This window comes from Tianweitania sp. (genome assembly GCF_032053605.1).
Lineage (GTDB): Bacteria > Pseudomonadota > Alphaproteobacteria > Rhizobiales > Rhizobiaceae > Tianweitania.
In genome coordinates this window covers 1-15,259 of sequence record NZ_DAMBUH010000018.1, presented here as the reverse complement: position 1 = coordinate 15,259, position 15,259 = coordinate 1, and the positions used below count along the sequence as shown (strand labels likewise).

The window sequence follows — 15,259 nt, the reverse complement described above, 5'->3', positions numbered from 1 at the left end:
ATCTGCCACCTGCCTGTTCTTCGATGCCGCAGCATCACTTCCACTAAGATGGGAGAACATCGCCGGTGGTGCAACCGGCATTAGCAATCCCAAATATTTCATTCCGCTGCATAGCGTGAAGGAACGGCTTTCCATGCCAGGTGTTCTACTTGCCCAACCAAGGAGAGACCTATGAAAACCCTGATCCTTTCCGGTCTGACCGCTGTAACCATCCTGTCGGGTGCCGCTGCTGCCAATGCTCAGCAGACTGTCATCATCACCAAGGAACAGCAGCCGGTTATCCGTGAATACGTCGTTCGCCAGAAGACGGCACCGGTTGCCGTTGTGAAGGACTATGACTTTGCGGTCGGCACCGTTGTTCCGGACGTCGTTGAGGTTCATCCCCTCGAAGTGCCGGAAATGACCGACAAGTATGAGTATGTCGTGACGCCGAGTGGCCAGACCGTTCTGGTCGAGCCGGGCACGCGGCGCGTTGTTCAGGTCGTCGATTAAGACAGACCAGTGCGTACAAATCGAGCGGCCTTCGGGCCGCTCTTTTTGTTTTAATACCAGCCGCAGGCGACCTGCGCTTCTTCCGACATCCGATCCGGCGTCCATGGCGGATCGAACACCATCGCCACTTCCACGCCCGACACACCTTCAACCGTTCCGACGGCATTCTCGACCCAACCCGGCATTTCACCGGCGACCGGGCAGCCCGGCGCGGTCAGCGTCATGTCGATCTTGACCTCGCGATTGTCTTCGATGTCGATCTTGTAGATCAGCCCGAGCTCGTAGATGTCGGCCGGAATTTCCGGGTCATACACCGTCTTCAGCGCGCTGATGATGTCATCGGTCAGCCGCGCCAGCTCTTCGGCCGGAATGGCCGATTCGATAGCCGGCTGATTGGCGGCCACATTCTCTTCAGACACTTCGCTCATTTCGCTCACCCGAAGAATTTGCGCGCTTTTTCGAGCGCTTCGGCTAAGGCATCGACCTCGGCCATCGTGTTGTACATCGCAAACGACGCACGGCATGTGGAGGTCACGCCGAAGCGCTTCAACAGCGGCTGGGCGCAATGCGTGCCTGCCCGCACCGCCACGCCCGAGCGGTCGATCACCATCGACACGTCATGGGCATGAATGCCCTGCAGTTCGAAGGAAATGATCGCGCCCTTGCCTGGCGCTTCGCCAAAGATGCGCAACGAGTTAATCGCCTTCAAGCGCTCATGCGCATAATCGCTCAACTTGGCTTCATGCGCCGCAATCCGGTCGCGCCCAATCGAATCCATGTAGTCGAGCGCAGCGCCCAGTCCGATCGCCTGCACGATCGGCGGCGTTCCCGCTTCAAAGCGATGCGGCGGCTCGTTGTAGCTGATCGCATCCTCGCTGACGTCGAGGATCATCTCGCCGCCGCCTTGAAACGGGCGCATGGCTTCCAGCATCTCGCGCTTGCCGTAGAGCACGCCGATGCCAGACGGTCCGTAAACCTTGTGCCCTGTAAAGACGAAGAAGTCGCAGTCGAGATCCTGCACGTCAACCGGCATGTGAACAGCGCTCTGGCTGCCATCCACCAGGACGGGAATGCCGCGCTCGTGCGCGATCCGGCAGATCTCCTTAATCGGCGTCACCGTGCCCAGCGCGTTCGACATATGCGTGATCGCCACCAGCTTGGTGCGCGATGTCAGGCACGTCTCGAAAGCATCCAGATCGAACGACCCATCATCCTCAACCGGCGCCCAGACGAGCTTCGCACCCTGCCGCTCGCGGATGAAGTGCCACGGCACGATGTTGGAATGGTGCTCCATGATCGACAGAACGATCTCATCGCCCTCGCCGATCTTCGGCATGCCATAGCCATAGGCCACCGTATTGATCGCCGAAGTTGAGTTCGAGGTAAAAACGATCTGGTCGATCGACGGCGCATTCAGGAAGCGACGAACCGTTTCGCGAGACTTTTCATAGGCATCCGTGGCTGCGTTCGAGAGGAAGTGCAGCCCGCGATGAACGTTTGCGTATTCTTGGGAATAGGCATGCTGGATAGCATCCAGCACCACCTGCGGCTTCTGCGCCGACGCTCCATTGTCGAGATAGACGAGCGGCTTGCCGTAGATTTCCCGCGATAAAATAGGGAAGTCGCGGCGCACTGCCTCAACGTCAAAATCGGCGATACTGATCTTCTCTTCGACCATCAGATAAGTTGCCCCGTAGCAGACAAGGTGCCGAAGACGCGTCCTCCCATGATGAAGGATTCGGCAGCCGACAAAGCAAGAAGGATCATGACAGCTGCGAATGACCGCAGCTGATCCAGCTGTAATCCATAACGCACTGTCAGAACGGAGAAGGAGATCAGGATCACCGCCAGCACAAGCGGCAGCGCGAGACGAATGAGAGCCAGCAGTGCGCTATCTGGAACAAGCAAGGCCGATCCGAACAGGACAAGCTGGAAAAAGTGACCGACCAACCAGACGCCAGCCAAGACCATCCCGGCTGACCCAAATCGCCGAAAGCTCGCTTTGCCACCCAGCACCACGCCGATAAAGAACAGGATTATCAGCGAGACGAACAGCAAGAGGAGGGGCAAAGCGCTTAACACACCAATAAACACCTGCGTAGAGCGGCTGAAGTCGACGAACCCACTCGGCACACTATCCAGCGAGCCCGCATATGGTGCCAAGAGGGGCGGCGCTATCCCAATCAAGATGGCAAGTACCAGGAAGCCAAGTGCCACAAGGGTCAGCTGACCATGAGAGAGGTAACGCTCGGCTGCGCCGCTGATCGTCGTGACCGGACGCGGAAAAGCCCTGAACCCATCCAGAATGTAGGCCACGAAAATGCTCGGCAGGGGTCGATCATCCGAGCCCGCGATCATCACCATAGCCACCTCCGCCCTAGCCGTGCAGGACGAACCAGGCGTCGAGCTTGGCTTCCAGCGCCTCGATGACGGCCTCGTTTTCCAGTTCCTCGATGACCTCCGCCAGGAACGCCTTCACCAGAAGGCCTCGCCCTGCCTTTTCCGGCACGCCACGCGCCATGAGGTAGAACAGATGATCCTCGTTGATGTCGGTCACCGTCGCGCCATGACCGCAGGCCACGTCGTCGGCGAAGATTTCCAGTTCCGGCTTGGCGGAAAAGTCCGCATCGTCCGACAGGAGCAGCGTGTTGCAGGCCATCTTCGCATCGGTTTTCTGCGCGATCTGGTGCACGTTGATGCGGCCCTGGAACACGCCCTTGGCGCGATCGGTCACAACGTTGCGGATCACCTCGCGCGAACCCGTATTCGGGCTGGAATGATCAAGCACCATGGTCACGTCGGTATGCGTGTCGCCAGCCAGCAGATTGACGCCGCGCAACTGGAAGTCGCAACCGTCGCCGGCCGCATCCACCACGATCTCCTGACGCACCAGCTTGCCGCCAGCATTCATGATGAACAGCGTGAGCTTGGCGTCCTTGCCGATCGAGGCGCGGAACTGGCCGAGATGCGAGGAGCCTTCCGGCTGTTCCTGCACGATCAGATACATGACCTCAGCGCCGTCACGCACGCTCAGCGTCGTGACCGCGCTGGCCAAAGCCGAAGCTTCGCCGGTCTGACGCTCCACGATCACAGCCTTGGAGCCAGCACCGACATTGACGCCGAAGCGCGTATGCACCTGGCCCCCTGTATGCAGGTTCTGCATTTCGAGTGGCACAGCCAGCTCGACGCCTTCCGCAATCTCGACGCCGTAGCCATCTGTCACAAAGGCAGTGTTGATCGCACCGATCGTATCGGCGGCATCGGTCGGCCCAAGCGCATTGATGCCGCGCCCTTCAGCCAGTTCATCGCTCAACCGAATGAAGGACAGACCCTCAGCCGAAGGAAGATCCTGCGTCTTGCCGCACGACACGCGCAGCACGGTCGAGCCTGCTAGCAGCGGCTCCAGAGCCGTTGGTGCGGTTGTCGACACAGCCGGTACCGTCGTCAGAAGGCGACGCAGATCCGTGTAGTGCCAGGCTTCCACATGGCGCGTCGGCAAACCAGCCTTGATGGCATCGATGGCCTCATCACGCTTGATCGTGACCATGCCGTCGCCAGGCAGATCTGCCACGCGCGCATTAAACGCATCGATCAGCGCCTTTTCAGCAGGCGTATGCTGGGGAGTGACATGCATATTCATGGTCACGCTCCTCAGGCCGCCTCGCCGATCACGCCGGCATAGCCATTTTCTTCGAGGTTGAGCGCCAGCGACTTGTCGCCTGACTTGATGATGCGGCCCTTGTAGAGCACGTGCACGCTGTCCGGCACGATGTGCTCCAGCAGGCGCTGGTAATGGGTGATGACGACCACCGCACGATCGGGCGAACGCAGCGCGTTCACGCCATCCGAAACGATCTTCAGCGCATCGATGTCTAGGCCGGAATCCGTTTCATCCAGAACGCAGAGCTTTGGCTCGAGCAGCTGCATCTGCAGGATTTCGGCACGCTTCTTTTCACCGCCGGAGAAGCCGACGTTCAACGGCCGCTTCAGCATGGCCATATCGATGTTGAGCTTGCCGGACGCATCCTTCACGCGCTTCAGCAGTTCCGGGATCTTCAGCGGCTCTTCACCACGCGCCTTGCGCTGCGCGTTCATGGCGACCTTCAGGAACTCCATGGTCGCAACACCCGGTATTTCCATCGGGTACTGGAAGGCCAGGAAGATGCCGGAAGCAGCACGCTCGGCCGGGTCCATCTCAAGGATCGACTCGCCGTTGAACAGGATCTCGCCTTCGGTAACCTCGTAATCCTCGCGACCAGCGAGGATATAGGACAGCGTCGACTTGCCCGAGCCGTTCGGCCCCATGATCGCAGCCACTTCACCGGCCTTAACAGTCAGGTTCAAGCCACGGATGATCTCGGTGCCTTCGTCGGCGATACGGGCGTGCAGGTTCTTGATTTCTAACATGTTCGTTCTTTCAAAATCAGAGGTCAAAGGCTGAGGCAAACCTCAGCCGACCGAGCCTTCAAGGCTGATGCCGATGAGCTTCTGCGCTTCTACTGCGAACTCCATCGGCAGTTCCTGGATCACGTCCTTGACGAAGCCGTTGACGATCAGCGCGATCGCTTCTTCTTCCGGGATGCCGCGCTGCATGACGTAGAACTTCTGATCGTCGGAAATCTTCGACGTCGTCGCCTCATGCTCGAACTGGGTCGTCGCGTTCTTGGCTTCGATGTAGGGCACGGTATGCGCGCCGCAGCGATCGCCGATCAGCAGCGAGTCGCACTGCGTGAAGTTGCGGGCGTTGGTGGCCTTACGATGCGCCGAAACCTGGCCGCGATAGGTGTTCTGCGAGAACCCCGCCGCAATGCCCTTGGAGATGATGCGGCTCGACGTGTTCTTACCGAGATGCAGCATCTTGGTGCCGCTGTCGATCTGCTGATAACCGTTCGACACGGCAATCGAGTAGAATTCGCCTCGGCTGTCGTCGCCGCGCAGGATGCAGGACGGATATTTCCAGGTGATGGCAGAACCGGTCTCGACCTGCGTCCACGAAATCTTCGAGCGATCGCCACGGCAGTCACCGCGCTTGGTCACGAAGTTGTAGATGCCGCCCTTGCCTTGGGCATCGCCGGGATACCAGTTCTGGACGGTCGAATACTTGATCTCGGCGTCATCCAGCGCAACCAGCTCGACAACGGCCGCATGCAGCTGGTTCTCGTCGCGCTGCGGCGCCGTGCAGCCTTCGAGATAGCTCACGTAAGCGCCCTCTTCCGCGATGATGAGCGTCCGTTCGAACTGGCCCGTGTTCTTTTCGTTGATGCGGAAATAGGTCGACAGCTCCATTGGGCAGCGAACGCCCTTGGGCACGAACACGAAGGAGCCGTCGGTGAAAACGGCCGAATTCAGCGTCGCATAATAGTTGTCGGACGCCGGCACGACCGAGCCGAGATACTTCTTCAGGAGCTCAGGATGCTCGCGAATGGCTTCCGAGATCGAGCAGAAGATAACGCCGGCCTTGGCGAGTTCCTTCTTGAAGGTGGTGACCACCGAAACCGAGTCGAACACCGCGTCCACCGCAACGCGGCGACCGCCAGTGACGTTGAGGCTTTCGGTATCGGCGAGAACGCCGTCCTCGGAACCTTCATGGCCGGGCTTCTTCACGCCGGCGAGAATTTCCTGTTCCCGCAGCGGGATACCAAGCTTCTCGTAGGTGCGCAGCAGCTCGGGATCAACTTCGGCAAGCGAGGTCGGCCCGGGCGTCGATTTCGGCGCGGCGTAGTAGTGAATGTCCTGGAAGTCGATCTTGGGATAATCGACGCGCGCCCAAGTGGGCTCTTCCTGGGTTTTCCAGCGCTCGAACGCATCAAGACGCCAATCGAGCATCCATTGCGGTTCGTTCTTCTTCGCCGAGATGAAACGAATGATGTCTTCGTTCAGGCCCTTGGGGGCCTTGTCCATCTCGATTTCGGTTTCGAACCCATATTTATACTGGTCGACATCGATGAGGCGAACCTGATCGATCGTTTCCTGCACGGCAGGCATTGGCAATCTCCATCCTTGCCGGGTTCAAGGCCCGGCAGTCGACGACATGGCCGCATGAAGCGATTGGCCGTCATGTAGTCATTCACAGAAGGAAAATCACCCCGCCGGGGTGACGCATCCTCCAATTTCTTCAGGCGGCATTCCGCCCTGTTCGACGCGCGGCCAAAGTGCCGAGCGCATTCGTGAACTGCGCGAGGTCTTGCGCGCTCGTGGCCGGTGCGAACGACACGCGCAGCGCACCCTCACCATCCCAGCCCATCGCGCTCAACACCGCGCTCGCGCCAACCTTGCCGGACGAACAGGCGGACCCCGCCGACAAGGCAATTCCCGCGAGATCAAAGGCGATCTGCGCCGTTTCCGTCTTCATGCCCGGTATCGTGAAGAAGATGGTGTTCGGCAGCCGCTTGGCCGCCGTCATACCGTGGATCACGGCATCCGGAACCAGTTGCACGATCTCGGCTTCAAGAGCCTGGCGCTGTTCTTCAAGCTCGGGCATTTGCGGGATCTCCCCTAGCGCCTCACGCGCCGCAGCACCGAAGCCGACGATGCCGCTGAAGTTCTCCGTGCCGCCGCGATGACCCCGCTCCTGCCCGCCGCCGCGGATCAGGGGAGCCGGCATCAACACATCCGAAGAAGACGCAATCGCGCCGACGCCCTTCGGACCACCGATCTTGTGGGCAGAGAGAATGAGGTAGTCGCCAAAGCCGGCATCGAGATCGATGGGCAACCGGCCAGCGGCCTGCACCGCATCAACGATCAGCGTGCCCTTCGCCGCGCGCACGATCGCCGTAATCTCTTCGACTGGCTGAACGACGCCGGTTTCGTTGTTGGCGGCCTGCACCGCGACCAGCGGGAGGCCTGCAGCATGGTCATGCGCCTGAAGTAGCACCTGCAGCGCCGCCAGATCGATCACGCCATCCGTGCCCACCGGAATGACCGACACCTGCTCTGCCGCAAAGCGTCCGCCATTGGCGACGCAAGGATGTTCGGATGCGCCGACGTAAAGCCGCGAAAACAGCAGTGACGCGCGGCCCATCGTCCAATGCGGAGTCAGCAGCGTCATGGCGCCTTCGGTGGCGCCGGAGGTAAACACCAGCCGCGCGGGATCAGCACCCACCAGAGCTGCCACATCACGGCGCGCGCCATCGATCAACTGCCGCACCCTACGGCCTTCGGCGTGAACCGATGACGGGTTTCCGATGACATCAAGCGCTTCGATCATCGCAGCCTTGGCGGCAGCGCGGAGCGGCATGGAGGCGTTATGGTCGAGATAGACGCGCGGTCGCATCAGTGCCGTCCTCCGCCGCACGAAAGGCGCAGGCAGGTCGGGATCACTGTTCGTGCGTTATTTCCTTGAAAACGCAAGGCTCCGCGTCCTATCTAGCCGCTTTGCCGGCGGGATCCTTATCTGTCCGCCAGTTTTGAATGGTTCTAAACAAAGGTTTCTAAGGAGCCTGGCCGGGAGCGTCAAGTGCGCGTCGGGCATGACAGCCATTCATCTGAGGCCATGCACAGGCTGGGCCGGCGCGCGAGTGGAGTATCCATGCCCGAAGTCATTTTCACCGGTCCGGCCGGCCGCCTCGAAGGTCGTTATCAGCCCTCGAAGGAAAAGAGCGCCCCGATCGCGATCGTCCTGCACCCGCACCCGCAGTTCGGCGGCACGATGAACAACCGCATCGTGTATGACCTGTTCTACATGTTCCAGAAGCGCAACTTCACGACCTTGCGCTTCAACTTCCGTTCGATTGGCCGCAGCCAAGGCGAGTTCGATCATGGCACCGGCGAATTGTCGGATGCGGCGGCCGCACTCGATTGGGTGCAATCTTTGCATCCCGATTCGAAAAGCTGCTGGGTTGCCGGCTATTCCTTCGGTGCCTGGATCGGCATGCAGCTCCTGATGCGCCGCCCGGAAGTGGAAGGCTTCATCTCGATCGCGCCGCAGCCCAACATCTACGACTTCTCATTCCTGGCGCCCTGCCCGTCATCCGGCCTGATCATCCATGGCGATTCGGACAAGGTCGCGCCGCCGAAGGACGTGCAGACGCTGGTGGACAAGCTTCACACGCAAAAGGGCATCACGATCACGCAGAACACGATGCCGGGCGCCAACCACTTCTTCACGAGTCAGGAAGGCGAGCTGATCGAGGCTTGTTCGGACTATCTCGACCGTCGCTTGAACGGCGAACTAGCCGACGCCCGTCCAAAGCGCCTGCGCTAGACTGCGGGTTTAACTTTCCCGACCCCTACCGATATGACCGGCCGTCGCGACATCACGCGGCGGCCGTTTGTTGTTCATGGCCGGCTTCTGCCGCCGCCTGCCCCACCACACCGTCACGCGCCGGCGACGCCGCCGCACCCAGGCATATTCATAGGACAGGATCACCAGACCCAGCGGGACCATCCAGAAGCCCAGGATGGGCAGAAAGCCGAGACATCCGCCGATGATCAGCAGTATGCCGATGGTGATGCGCCAGCGCCGCGATTGCGGCATGGCGAAATCGCGCCCGAGCAGGGTGATCTTGCGTGTCGGCGGCAGCTGCGGATCAACCGTCATGTCGCTGGCATTCCTCATGGGTCGTGTGCATCAGGTCTGAAGCAGGCCCCTGCAGATAGGGATGGCAGACGGTTTGTGGAAGTAACGATGGGTAATGACACTTCCATCGTGGAAAATGTGAAATGCCTCTTTGCAAACGCAAAGTCTCTTTGCTATAGGCCACCCACTCGCAAACGAGCACTGTTCCCCGGTAGCTCAGTGGTAGAGCAACCGGCTGTTAACCGGTTGGTCGCTGGTTCGAATCCGGCCCGGGGAGCCATTCATTCCAAACATCGCTGAAAATTGTCGCCTAAGCAGCACCTGCTTTGCGGTTTGATGTGCCTGCTTGCTGCTGAAGCAGGGCGCCTCTATGCGCTCCTCCCAAATCAGCCTAGCCGTTCATCGTCACAGCACTGTGAACGTGACGAGCCAGACTGCTTCTGCTGTTAGACGCAGATCGATCAGGAGCCTGTTTCATGCCGCCTTATGCGATTCTCACCCTCGCGATTCTTGCTGAGGTCATCGGCACCAGCGCCATGAAGGCGTCGCAGGGTTTTACCCGGCTCGGTCCGTCCGTGGTGGTGGTTCTTGGCTACTGCGCGGCCTTCTACCTGCTCGCGCGCGTGCTCGACACGATCCCCGTCGGCATCGCCTACGCCATCTGGGCAGCGGGCGGCACCATTCTCGTCACCCTTGTGGCCTGGATCATCTACGATCAAAGACCGGATGGCTTCGCGATTATCGGCATGGCGCTGATCATAGCCGGCGTGCTGGTCATCAACCTTCTATCGAAGACCAGCACCCATTAGGTATGCGCTGCCAACTTGCTGTTTCAGCCCGCAGTGGACATCCAATTCAGCGTTTCGCGCCAGTCGATCATGCGAATGGGCGTGCCATGCGTGCCGCTTTCGAAACGAACAAAGCGAGTCGGATAGGTCGGGCTCGCCGCCCGGATCTTGCGGAAGAACGCTTCTTGTTTCTCGACCGGAAACACCGGATCGCGGCTTCCTTGCCCAAACACAACCGGCACTTTCGCCTTGAAGGCAGCACTTGTCAGAAAAGCATCGTCCCAGTGTGAGCCCAGCAGCAGCAAGCCGCCGAGCTTTCCGACGAGCTCGGGCTTGCGCGCCAACGCCCAGCAAAGCCCGCCACCCATCGAGCCGCAAGCCACGAACACCCGGGCTTTCGGTGACGCCTCGCTGTAGTGCTTGATGAGCTCGGCCACCTGGTCTGCGCCCTTGTCGCCAAAGTCGGAAAAATCCGGCGACAGATACAGCCCGCCATTGGCGGTCATCAGATTCTTGATTCGATTGAAATTTCCGCCGAAGGTGAGGTCGTCGACACCCTGCTTGCGTGAGCCGCCCTGCCCGTGAAGGTAGAGCACGATCATGCTTGCCCCTTCCCGTTTGCCGACGGCCACATGCGTGATCTTGGCGCCGCTGTCGCTCGTCAGTGCTAGATCCTGCTGCACCCCACGCACATTGGTTGCGGTGTATTCCGGCTTCACCCGCCGTTCTGGCACGGCATCGCGGCCGTTGATGTCGCGCATCTCCTGATAATCGATCGTGACATGCGCGCCGTTGTCCGACGTTGCCAGTACTGCCGGATAGGCAAACAGCTTGTCCTTGAACGGCTTCAGCTGCTCGGCCTGTGCCGGCAGAGCGAGGAGGACAGTTGTGGCGAGGAGGGCAAAAGCGATTCGGCGCATGGCTCTTTGTCCCGCATCCCGCGGATCAACGCCATGTCTTATCCCGCCAGAACACCGCCCGCTGCTTGAAGGGCGGCCGGTGTGTCGACATCGACACTGGCCGCTTGGCCCAGCTCCACATCGATGACCTCATACGTGCCTGACTCGATGATGGCGCGCGCGCCAGTGTCGCCATGAAGCTCGGCGATCTCCGGAAAGCATGCGCGCGGCAAGATAACCGGATTGCCGCGCTTACCCTGGTTCGTTGCTCGTACGATCGCGGTTCCGTCCTGAGCTTCGAAAACCTGCAACATGCGCGTGAGGTCGGCCGTCTCGACCTCTGGCATATCGCCTAGCACCACCAAAGCGCCGGACGCTTCCGCAGGAAGCGTCGCCAGCCCAGCCTGTAGCGAGCCTGCCATGCCGTCCGCATAAGCGGGATTGTGGGTGATGCTAACCGGCAGACCGGTGAGCGCAGACGTGACGAGGTCGGCCTGATGTCCCAAGATGATCGTGACGCTTGCGGCACCGCTGGCCAGAACGCGCGATGCCACACGGCGGATCAGCGGCTCGCCGTCGAAGTGCGCAAGCAGTTTGTTGGGACCGCCCATGCGGCTGGACCGACCAGCGGCGAGCACAATGGCGTGCACGCTCTTCACACCTGAAAGTCGCTCGCTCGGCTCATCATCGCGCTGTGCCCGTTCTCGCGGTGCCGGCCGCGTGGCGATTTCGCCTAAAAGCCCGCCGACGCCCATGCCCGCAATGTCGCGATCCGTCACCTCAAGCCCCGCCTGTATGCGATCCAGCACCCAGTCGAATCCGTTCTCCTTAGGGCTGCGCGAACAGCCCGGCGCGCCAATTACCGGCACGCCTTCGAATTCACCGAGCACAAGCAGATTGCCGGGGTCGACCGGCATGCCAACTCGTTTCACGACACCGCGTGCCGTGCGAATACCGGCCGGGATGACATCATGCGCGTCGCTCACCGCCGAAGCACCAAAGATCAGGATCAGATCACACGCTTCAACCACCGCACGAAGTGTTTGCGCCAATTGCCCGGCATGATGGGCAATACGTTCTTCGCGAATGATGCGACTGCCGGAACGATCAAGCCGTGCCTGTGTCACCGCGGCAGTCTTGTCGAGCACGGAGGTCTTCAGCCCTGCCCGCTCAGTCTGGATAAGAGCCACGCGTGCTTTACGAAACGATGCCACCTTCATCGGCGAGGCGTCGCCCACTTCAACCAGAACCGCTTCGACAATGCCCACTGGCACAGCAAACGGGATGATCTTCACCGTCGCGACCATCTGGCCGGCGCGCACAGCCGCAAAGGGTGCCAGCGTCGCCACTGTCACGGCGGGATCGACGCTGTTCATCGCATCGATCGAAGCCTTGTCGACGATGAAGACGCCAGCTGCCTTGGCATGCAGGTTGACGCGCCCGGTGCCGGCGTCGCGGATCTCGATGCTGTCGCCACCGAGACCAGCGGCCACGCGTGCAGCGGCTTCATTTTCTCCAAGATCATCAGGATCGAGCGTGGCAGCGACCACCGTTGGCACGCCAGCCTGCGCAAGTGCCTCAACATCCCCGGCGGACAACCGATGCGCCTTCTTGAACCGCAGCGCACCCGCGCTCACCGCATGCGCGAGCACGACACCTTCCGCTTTTGGTACGGGAACGGGCCCGAACTTCATCCGGCCGCGCCCAATTCTCGTCCGCGCAAGGCTGCAACCACCTCGCCAAGCACGGCCACAGCGATTTCCGCCGGATTGGAGGCGCCGATGTCGAGGCCGATCGGAGCCCTGATCCTGTCGAGCTTGTCGCGCGACACGCCGTTTGCTGCCAAGCGCTCCAGGCGGCTCGCATGTGTTTTGCGGCTCCCCAGCGCACCGACGTAAAAGCAGCCGGCTTCCAACGCCGCCTGCAGGGGAAAGTCGTCGATCTTCGGATCATGCGTCAGCGCAGCAAGGGCGCAGAAGGCATCCAGAGGCTGTCGCGCAAGAACTTCCTGCGGCCAATCCGCATGAAGGTTAGAGCCCGCGAAACGCTCCGGCGTTGCGAAGGCCGTACGCGGATCGATCACGTCCAATTCAAAACCCGCGATTCGTGCCATCGGCGCCAACGCCTGGCTGATATGCACCGCGCCAATGACCACAAGCCGTGGCGACGGCAGGTGGACGTTCAGGAAAACCGTGCGCCCGTCGATCTCGATCTGCCGGGATTTGCCCGAGCGAAAACCTTCACGCAGCGCCTCATCAAGCGGGTCCTGCGCGGCTTCGGACTGACGAACCAGCCGTCCGCTACCGGTTTCCAGATCGGTCACGACGATCGCAGCCCTCCGCGCGCGGCGTTCCTCGTTCAGGCTATGGAGAAGCGCGCGTTCCACGATCAGGCCAACGGCTCGACAAAGACCTTGATGCGGCCGCCACAGGACAGGCCGACGCGCCAGGCGGTTTCGTCCGCCACGCCGAATTCCAGCATGCGGGGTTTAGCAGACGTGATCACATCCACAGCTTCCGCGATTACCGCGCCTTCCACGCAGCCGCCGGAAACCGAACCCTCGAAGTTCCCTTCCGCATCGATCACCAGCTGGCTGCCGGCCTGGCGCGGTGCAGAACCCCAGGTCTCCACAACCGTCGCCAACGCAATCTGCCGGCCATCGCCGGCCCAAGCAGCAGCAATGTCGAGAGGGTCGGTGTGGGCATTTTCCGGCGTGTTCATGGGTTTGCTCCTCAGCGTCCGCTCAGCCCAGAGCGCGATAGGTGCGGCCGTGATAGATCAGCGGCTCGCGGCTTTCGCCGACGCGCAGCCCGGTCACCTTGCCAAACAGGATGCGATGCGTGGCGACATCCTTGGCTTCGATGATCCGGCAGTCGAAGGTCGCGAGCGCACCGATCAGCGTTGGTGCACCCGTCGCGATCGTATCCCACTCAGCGCTTGCGAAGCGGTCATCCTGCGACAAGCCAGTGAGGCCGGAAAACGCATGCGACACGTCGATCTGCTCAGAACTTAGCGTGTTCAACGCAAACACGTCGTTTTTCACAAACAGGTCGTTGGTCGCGCTGGCGCGGTTGAGGCAAACCAGAACAGTCGGCGGGCTGTCCGACACCGAACAAGCGGCAATCACCGTCGTGCCGCGCCGGCCAGCCGCACCGTCGGTGGTCACGACATGAACGGCACCTGCAAACAGGCTCATCGCCTCGCGGTAGTCGCCGGGTTCAACCTTGTTCTGCTTCAGCACGGGGTATCCAATCCTTCTCCGGCGATATAGGCGGCCGCTTGCGCCGTGCAAGCTGTGGGCAAGCAGTTGCACGCGGGCAAGCCAGGCTTTAGGGCTGAGGGAGGTGCCAAGCCTTTGGACATGACCTTGCCCCGTCGAATCCGCCTTCTCCTGACCGGCCTCCTTTCTATCAGCGCCGTTGCTGCCGTGACACCCGCACGCGCCGATATCATCGGCCTCGCCGCGCCGCTTTCCGGCTCCTCGTCTCTGCTCGGCCAGCAGTTGCGCACTGGCGCCGAGGCTGCGGCAAAGACAATCACCGATCGCCCGATCACGCTCGACGTTCAGGATGACCTGTGCACGGCCGAAGGCGGAACTGCCGCCGCTCAGCGCTTCGTCGAAGCGAAAGCAGACATCGTGATCGGCTTCCTGTGCACGGATGCCATCAACGCCGCGATGCCCATCCTTTCGCAAGCTGGCATTCCCGTTCTCACGCCAGGCGTGCGCACCAACAGCCTCACGGACACCCGCGAAAAGACTGGCTGGCCGATCTACCGCATCGCGCCGCGCGATAATGCGGAGGAGCAAGCGCTTGCCACCTTGCTGCTTCCGCTGTGGCGCGAAGCCCTGTTTGCCATCGTGGACGACGGCACGATCTATGGCCGCAATCTCGCGGAAAGTTTTCGCGCCGCTGCCGAAGCAACCGGTCTGAAGCCAGTCTTCGTCGACACCTACCGGCCGCAGTTGGAGAACCAAGTCGGCTTGATTGGCCGCCTCAAGCGCGCCGGCGCCACGCATGTGTTCGTTGGCGGCGACCGCGAGGATGTCGCGATCATGGGCCGCGACGCCAGCCAGATCGATTACGATCTCATTCTTGCCGGAGGCGAAGCTTTGCGGGCCGCTACCGTCAACACCACGCCTGCCGTCGGCACTCTGATGATCGCGCCGCCGGACTGGTCGACGGAAGCCACGACGGAAACGCTGCTGCAGCTTCGCTCCGCAGGCATCGAGCCGGATGGCTATGTCATGCCGGGCTACGCCGCGACCGAGATTGCAGCCAAAGCGATTGCGGATGCCAACGCGAAGGGCGAGCCCACGCGCAGCATCCTCGACGCCGAGACTTTCTCAACCGCGATCGGCACCATCCGCTTCAACGAGAAAGGCGATCTCGCCGCCAACCCTTACCGCCTTTACCGCTTCGATGGCTCGCAGTTCGTAGGGCTGAACCCGTGACTCTCCGCCCCGGCCCGCGCAACCTGTTGACCGATGTCGCAGGCTTGCGCGTCGGCCATGCGGGCGATCTCGGTGTGAACTCGGGCACGACGGTGGTGATCTGCGATCA

Annotated in this window: 17 protein-coding genes, 1 tRNA gene and 1 pseudogene; 6 read left to right on the top strand and 13 right to left on the bottom strand. The window is 61.2% G+C overall.

Annotated features, from left to right (window positions below):
* Positions 1 to 171 precede the first annotated feature (171 nt).
* Positions 172 to 492, top strand: coding sequence for a DUF1236 domain-containing protein (locus tag RTX98_RS06595; RefSeq protein WP_189501683.1), 321 nt, complete (start codon positions 172 to 174; stop codon positions 490 to 492).
* A 50-nt stretch (positions 493 to 542) separates the two neighbouring features.
* Here the strand turns inward: RTX98_RS06595 and RTX98_RS06590 are convergent, their stop codons facing one another.
* From RTX98_RS06590 to RTX98_RS06560, 7 genes are all read right to left on the bottom strand, one after another.
* Complete coding sequence (locus tag RTX98_RS06590; protein ID WP_312795443.1) at positions 543 to 920, bottom strand: SUF system Fe-S cluster assembly protein; 378 nt, start codon at positions 918 to 920, stop codon at positions 543 to 545.
* A gap of 5 nt (positions 921 to 925) precedes the next feature.
* Positions 926 to 2,170, bottom strand: a complete 1,245-nt coding sequence (locus RTX98_RS06585; RefSeq protein WP_312795442.1) for a cysteine desulfurase — start codon at positions 2,168 to 2,170, stop codon at positions 926 to 928.
* Positions 2,170 to 2,856, bottom strand: coding sequence for a hypothetical protein (locus tag RTX98_RS06580; RefSeq protein WP_312795441.1), 687 nt, complete (start codon positions 2,854 to 2,856; stop codon positions 2,170 to 2,172). Before RTX98_RS06580 ends, RTX98_RS06585 begins: the two co-directional genes overlap by 1 nt.
* 13 nt (positions 2,857 to 2,869) lie before the next feature.
* Positions 2,870 to 4,132 (bottom strand): Fe-S cluster assembly protein SufD, encoded by a 1,263-nt coding sequence (gene sufD, locus RTX98_RS06575; RefSeq protein ID WP_312795440.1) that lies wholly within the window; start codon positions 4,130 to 4,132, stop codon positions 2,870 to 2,872.
* An 11-nt stretch (positions 4,133 to 4,143) separates the two neighbouring features.
* Positions 4,144 to 4,899, bottom strand: coding sequence for a Fe-S cluster assembly ATPase SufC (gene sufC / locus RTX98_RS06570; RefSeq protein WP_312795439.1), 756 nt, complete (start codon positions 4,897 to 4,899; stop codon positions 4,144 to 4,146).
* 42 nt (positions 4,900 to 4,941) lie between these two features.
* Positions 4,942 to 6,477: a Fe-S cluster assembly protein SufB gene (gene sufB, locus RTX98_RS06565; RefSeq protein WP_312795437.1), complete on the bottom strand. Its 1,536-nt coding sequence runs from the start codon at positions 6,475 to 6,477 to the stop codon at positions 4,942 to 4,944.
* 130 nt (positions 6,478 to 6,607) lie between these two features.
* Positions 6,608 to 7,768 (bottom strand): cysteine desulfurase family protein, encoded by a 1,161-nt coding sequence (locus tag RTX98_RS06560; RefSeq protein WP_312795496.1) that lies wholly within the window; start codon positions 7,766 to 7,768, stop codon positions 6,608 to 6,610.
* A gap of 252 nt (positions 7,769 to 8,020) precedes the next feature.
* On the opposite strand from RTX98_RS06560, the gene RTX98_RS06555 reads away from it, so the two are divergent.
* A complete protein-coding gene (locus tag RTX98_RS06555; RefSeq protein ID WP_312795435.1) occupies positions 8,021 to 8,695 on the top strand; it encodes an alpha/beta hydrolase in 675 nt (224 codons plus the stop codon).
* Between the two features lie 9 nt (positions 8,696 to 8,704).
* Here the strand turns inward: RTX98_RS06555 and RTX98_RS06550 are convergent, their stop codons facing one another.
* Positions 8,705 to 9,031 carry a PGPGW domain-containing protein gene (locus RTX98_RS06550; protein ID WP_312795495.1) on the bottom strand — a complete coding sequence of 109 codons (327 nt, stop codon included), beginning with the start codon at positions 9,029 to 9,031 and terminating at the stop codon, positions 8,705 to 8,707.
* Between the two features lie 184 nt (positions 9,032 to 9,215).
* Between RTX98_RS06550 and RTX98_RS06545 the strand changes: the two genes are divergently transcribed.
* Together RTX98_RS06545 and RTX98_RS06540 are read left to right on the top strand one after the other, a co-directional pair.
* Positions 9,216 to 9,290 (top strand) — tRNA-Asn (locus RTX98_RS06545).
* A 196-nt stretch (positions 9,291 to 9,486) separates the two neighbouring features.
* Entirely contained in the window at positions 9,487 to 9,819 is a 333-nt protein-coding gene (locus RTX98_RS06540) for an SMR family transporter (RefSeq protein ID WP_312795433.1), read from the top strand.
* Between the two features lie 23 nt (positions 9,820 to 9,842).
* On the opposite strand, the gene RTX98_RS06535 is transcribed toward RTX98_RS06540, so the two are convergent.
* The 5 genes from RTX98_RS06535 to RTX98_RS06515 are packed head-to-tail and all read right to left on the bottom strand — an operon-like array spanning position 9,843 to position 13,938.
* Positions 9,843 to 10,718: an alpha/beta hydrolase gene (locus RTX98_RS06535; RefSeq protein ID WP_312795432.1), complete on the bottom strand. Its 876-nt coding sequence runs from the start codon at positions 10,716 to 10,718 to the stop codon at positions 9,843 to 9,845.
* A gap of 38 nt (positions 10,719 to 10,756) precedes the next feature.
* Positions 10,757 to 12,391, bottom strand: a complete 1,635-nt coding sequence (locus RTX98_RS06530) for a molybdopterin-binding/glycosyltransferase family 2 protein (RefSeq protein WP_312795431.1) — start codon at positions 12,389 to 12,391, stop codon at positions 10,757 to 10,759.
* Positions 12,388 to 13,083, bottom strand: coding sequence for an XdhC family protein (locus RTX98_RS06525; RefSeq protein WP_312795430.1), 696 nt, complete (start codon positions 13,081 to 13,083; stop codon positions 12,388 to 12,390). Before RTX98_RS06525 ends, RTX98_RS06530 begins: the two co-directional genes overlap by 4 nt.
* A gap of 2 nt (positions 13,084 to 13,085) precedes the next feature.
* A complete protein-coding gene (locus tag RTX98_RS06520; RefSeq protein WP_312795429.1) occupies positions 13,086 to 13,418 on the bottom strand; it encodes an XdhC family protein in 333 nt (110 codons plus the stop codon).
* 22 nt (positions 13,419 to 13,440) lie between these two features.
* Entirely contained in the window at positions 13,441 to 13,938 is a 498-nt protein-coding gene (locus RTX98_RS06515) for a flavin reductase (RefSeq protein ID WP_312795427.1), read from the bottom strand.
* A gap of 126 nt (positions 13,939 to 14,064) precedes the next feature.
* Between RTX98_RS06515 and RTX98_RS06510 the strand changes: the two genes are divergently transcribed.
* Positions 14,065 to 15,150, top strand: a complete 1,086-nt coding sequence (locus RTX98_RS06510; protein WP_312795425.1) for a branched-chain amino acid ABC transporter substrate-binding protein — start codon at positions 14,065 to 14,067, stop codon at positions 15,148 to 15,150.
* Positions 15,147 to 15,259 (top strand): annotated as a pseudogene (locus tag RTX98_RS06505) (peptidase T4); the annotation flags it as partial. The gene RTX98_RS06510 and the pseudogene RTX98_RS06505, both read left to right, overlap by 4 nt.

Coding starts and splice junctions, on each gene's coding strand:
- RTX98_RS06535 (WP_312795432.1), bottom strand. CDS start 10,718: ATGCGCCGAATCGCTTTTGCCCTCCTCGCCACAACTGTCCTCCTCGCT.
- sufD (WP_312795440.1), bottom strand. CDS start 4,132: ATGAATATGCATGTCACTCCCCAGCATACGCCTGCTGAAAAGGCGCTG.
- RTX98_RS06540 (WP_312795433.1), top strand. CDS start 9,487: ATGCCGCCTTATGCGATTCTCACCCTCGCGATTCTTGCTGAGGTCATC.
- RTX98_RS06590 (WP_312795443.1), bottom strand. CDS start 920: ATGAGCGAAGTGTCTGAAGAGAATGTGGCCGCCAATCAGCCGGCTATC.
- RTX98_RS06550 (WP_312795495.1), bottom strand. CDS start 9,031: ATGACGGTTGATCCGCAGCTGCCGCCGACACGCAAGATCACCCTGCTC.
- RTX98_RS06520 (WP_312795429.1), bottom strand. CDS start 13,418: ATGAACACGCCGGAAAATGCCCACACCGACCCTCTCGACATTGCTGCT.
- sufB (WP_312795437.1), bottom strand. CDS start 6,477: ATGCCTGCCGTGCAGGAAACGATCGATCAGGTTCGCCTCATCGATGTC.
- RTX98_RS06580 (WP_312795441.1), bottom strand. CDS start 2,856: ATGGTGATGATCGCGGGCTCGGATGATCGACCCCTGCCGAGCATTTTC.
- RTX98_RS06530 (WP_312795431.1), bottom strand. CDS start 12,391: ATGAAGTTCGGGCCCGTTCCCGTACCAAAAGCGGAAGGTGTCGTGCTC.
- RTX98_RS06555 (WP_312795435.1), top strand. CDS start 8,021: ATGCCCGAAGTCATTTTCACCGGTCCGGCCGGCCGCCTCGAAGGTCGT.
- RTX98_RS06595 (WP_189501683.1), top strand. CDS start 172: ATGAAAACCCTGATCCTTTCCGGTCTGACCGCTGTAACCATCCTGTCG.
- RTX98_RS06585 (WP_312795442.1), bottom strand. CDS start 2,170: ATGGTCGAAGAGAAGATCAGTATCGCCGATTTTGACGTTGAGGCAGTG.
- sufC (WP_312795439.1), bottom strand. CDS start 4,899: ATGTTAGAAATCAAGAACCTGCACGCCCGTATCGCCGACGAAGGCACC.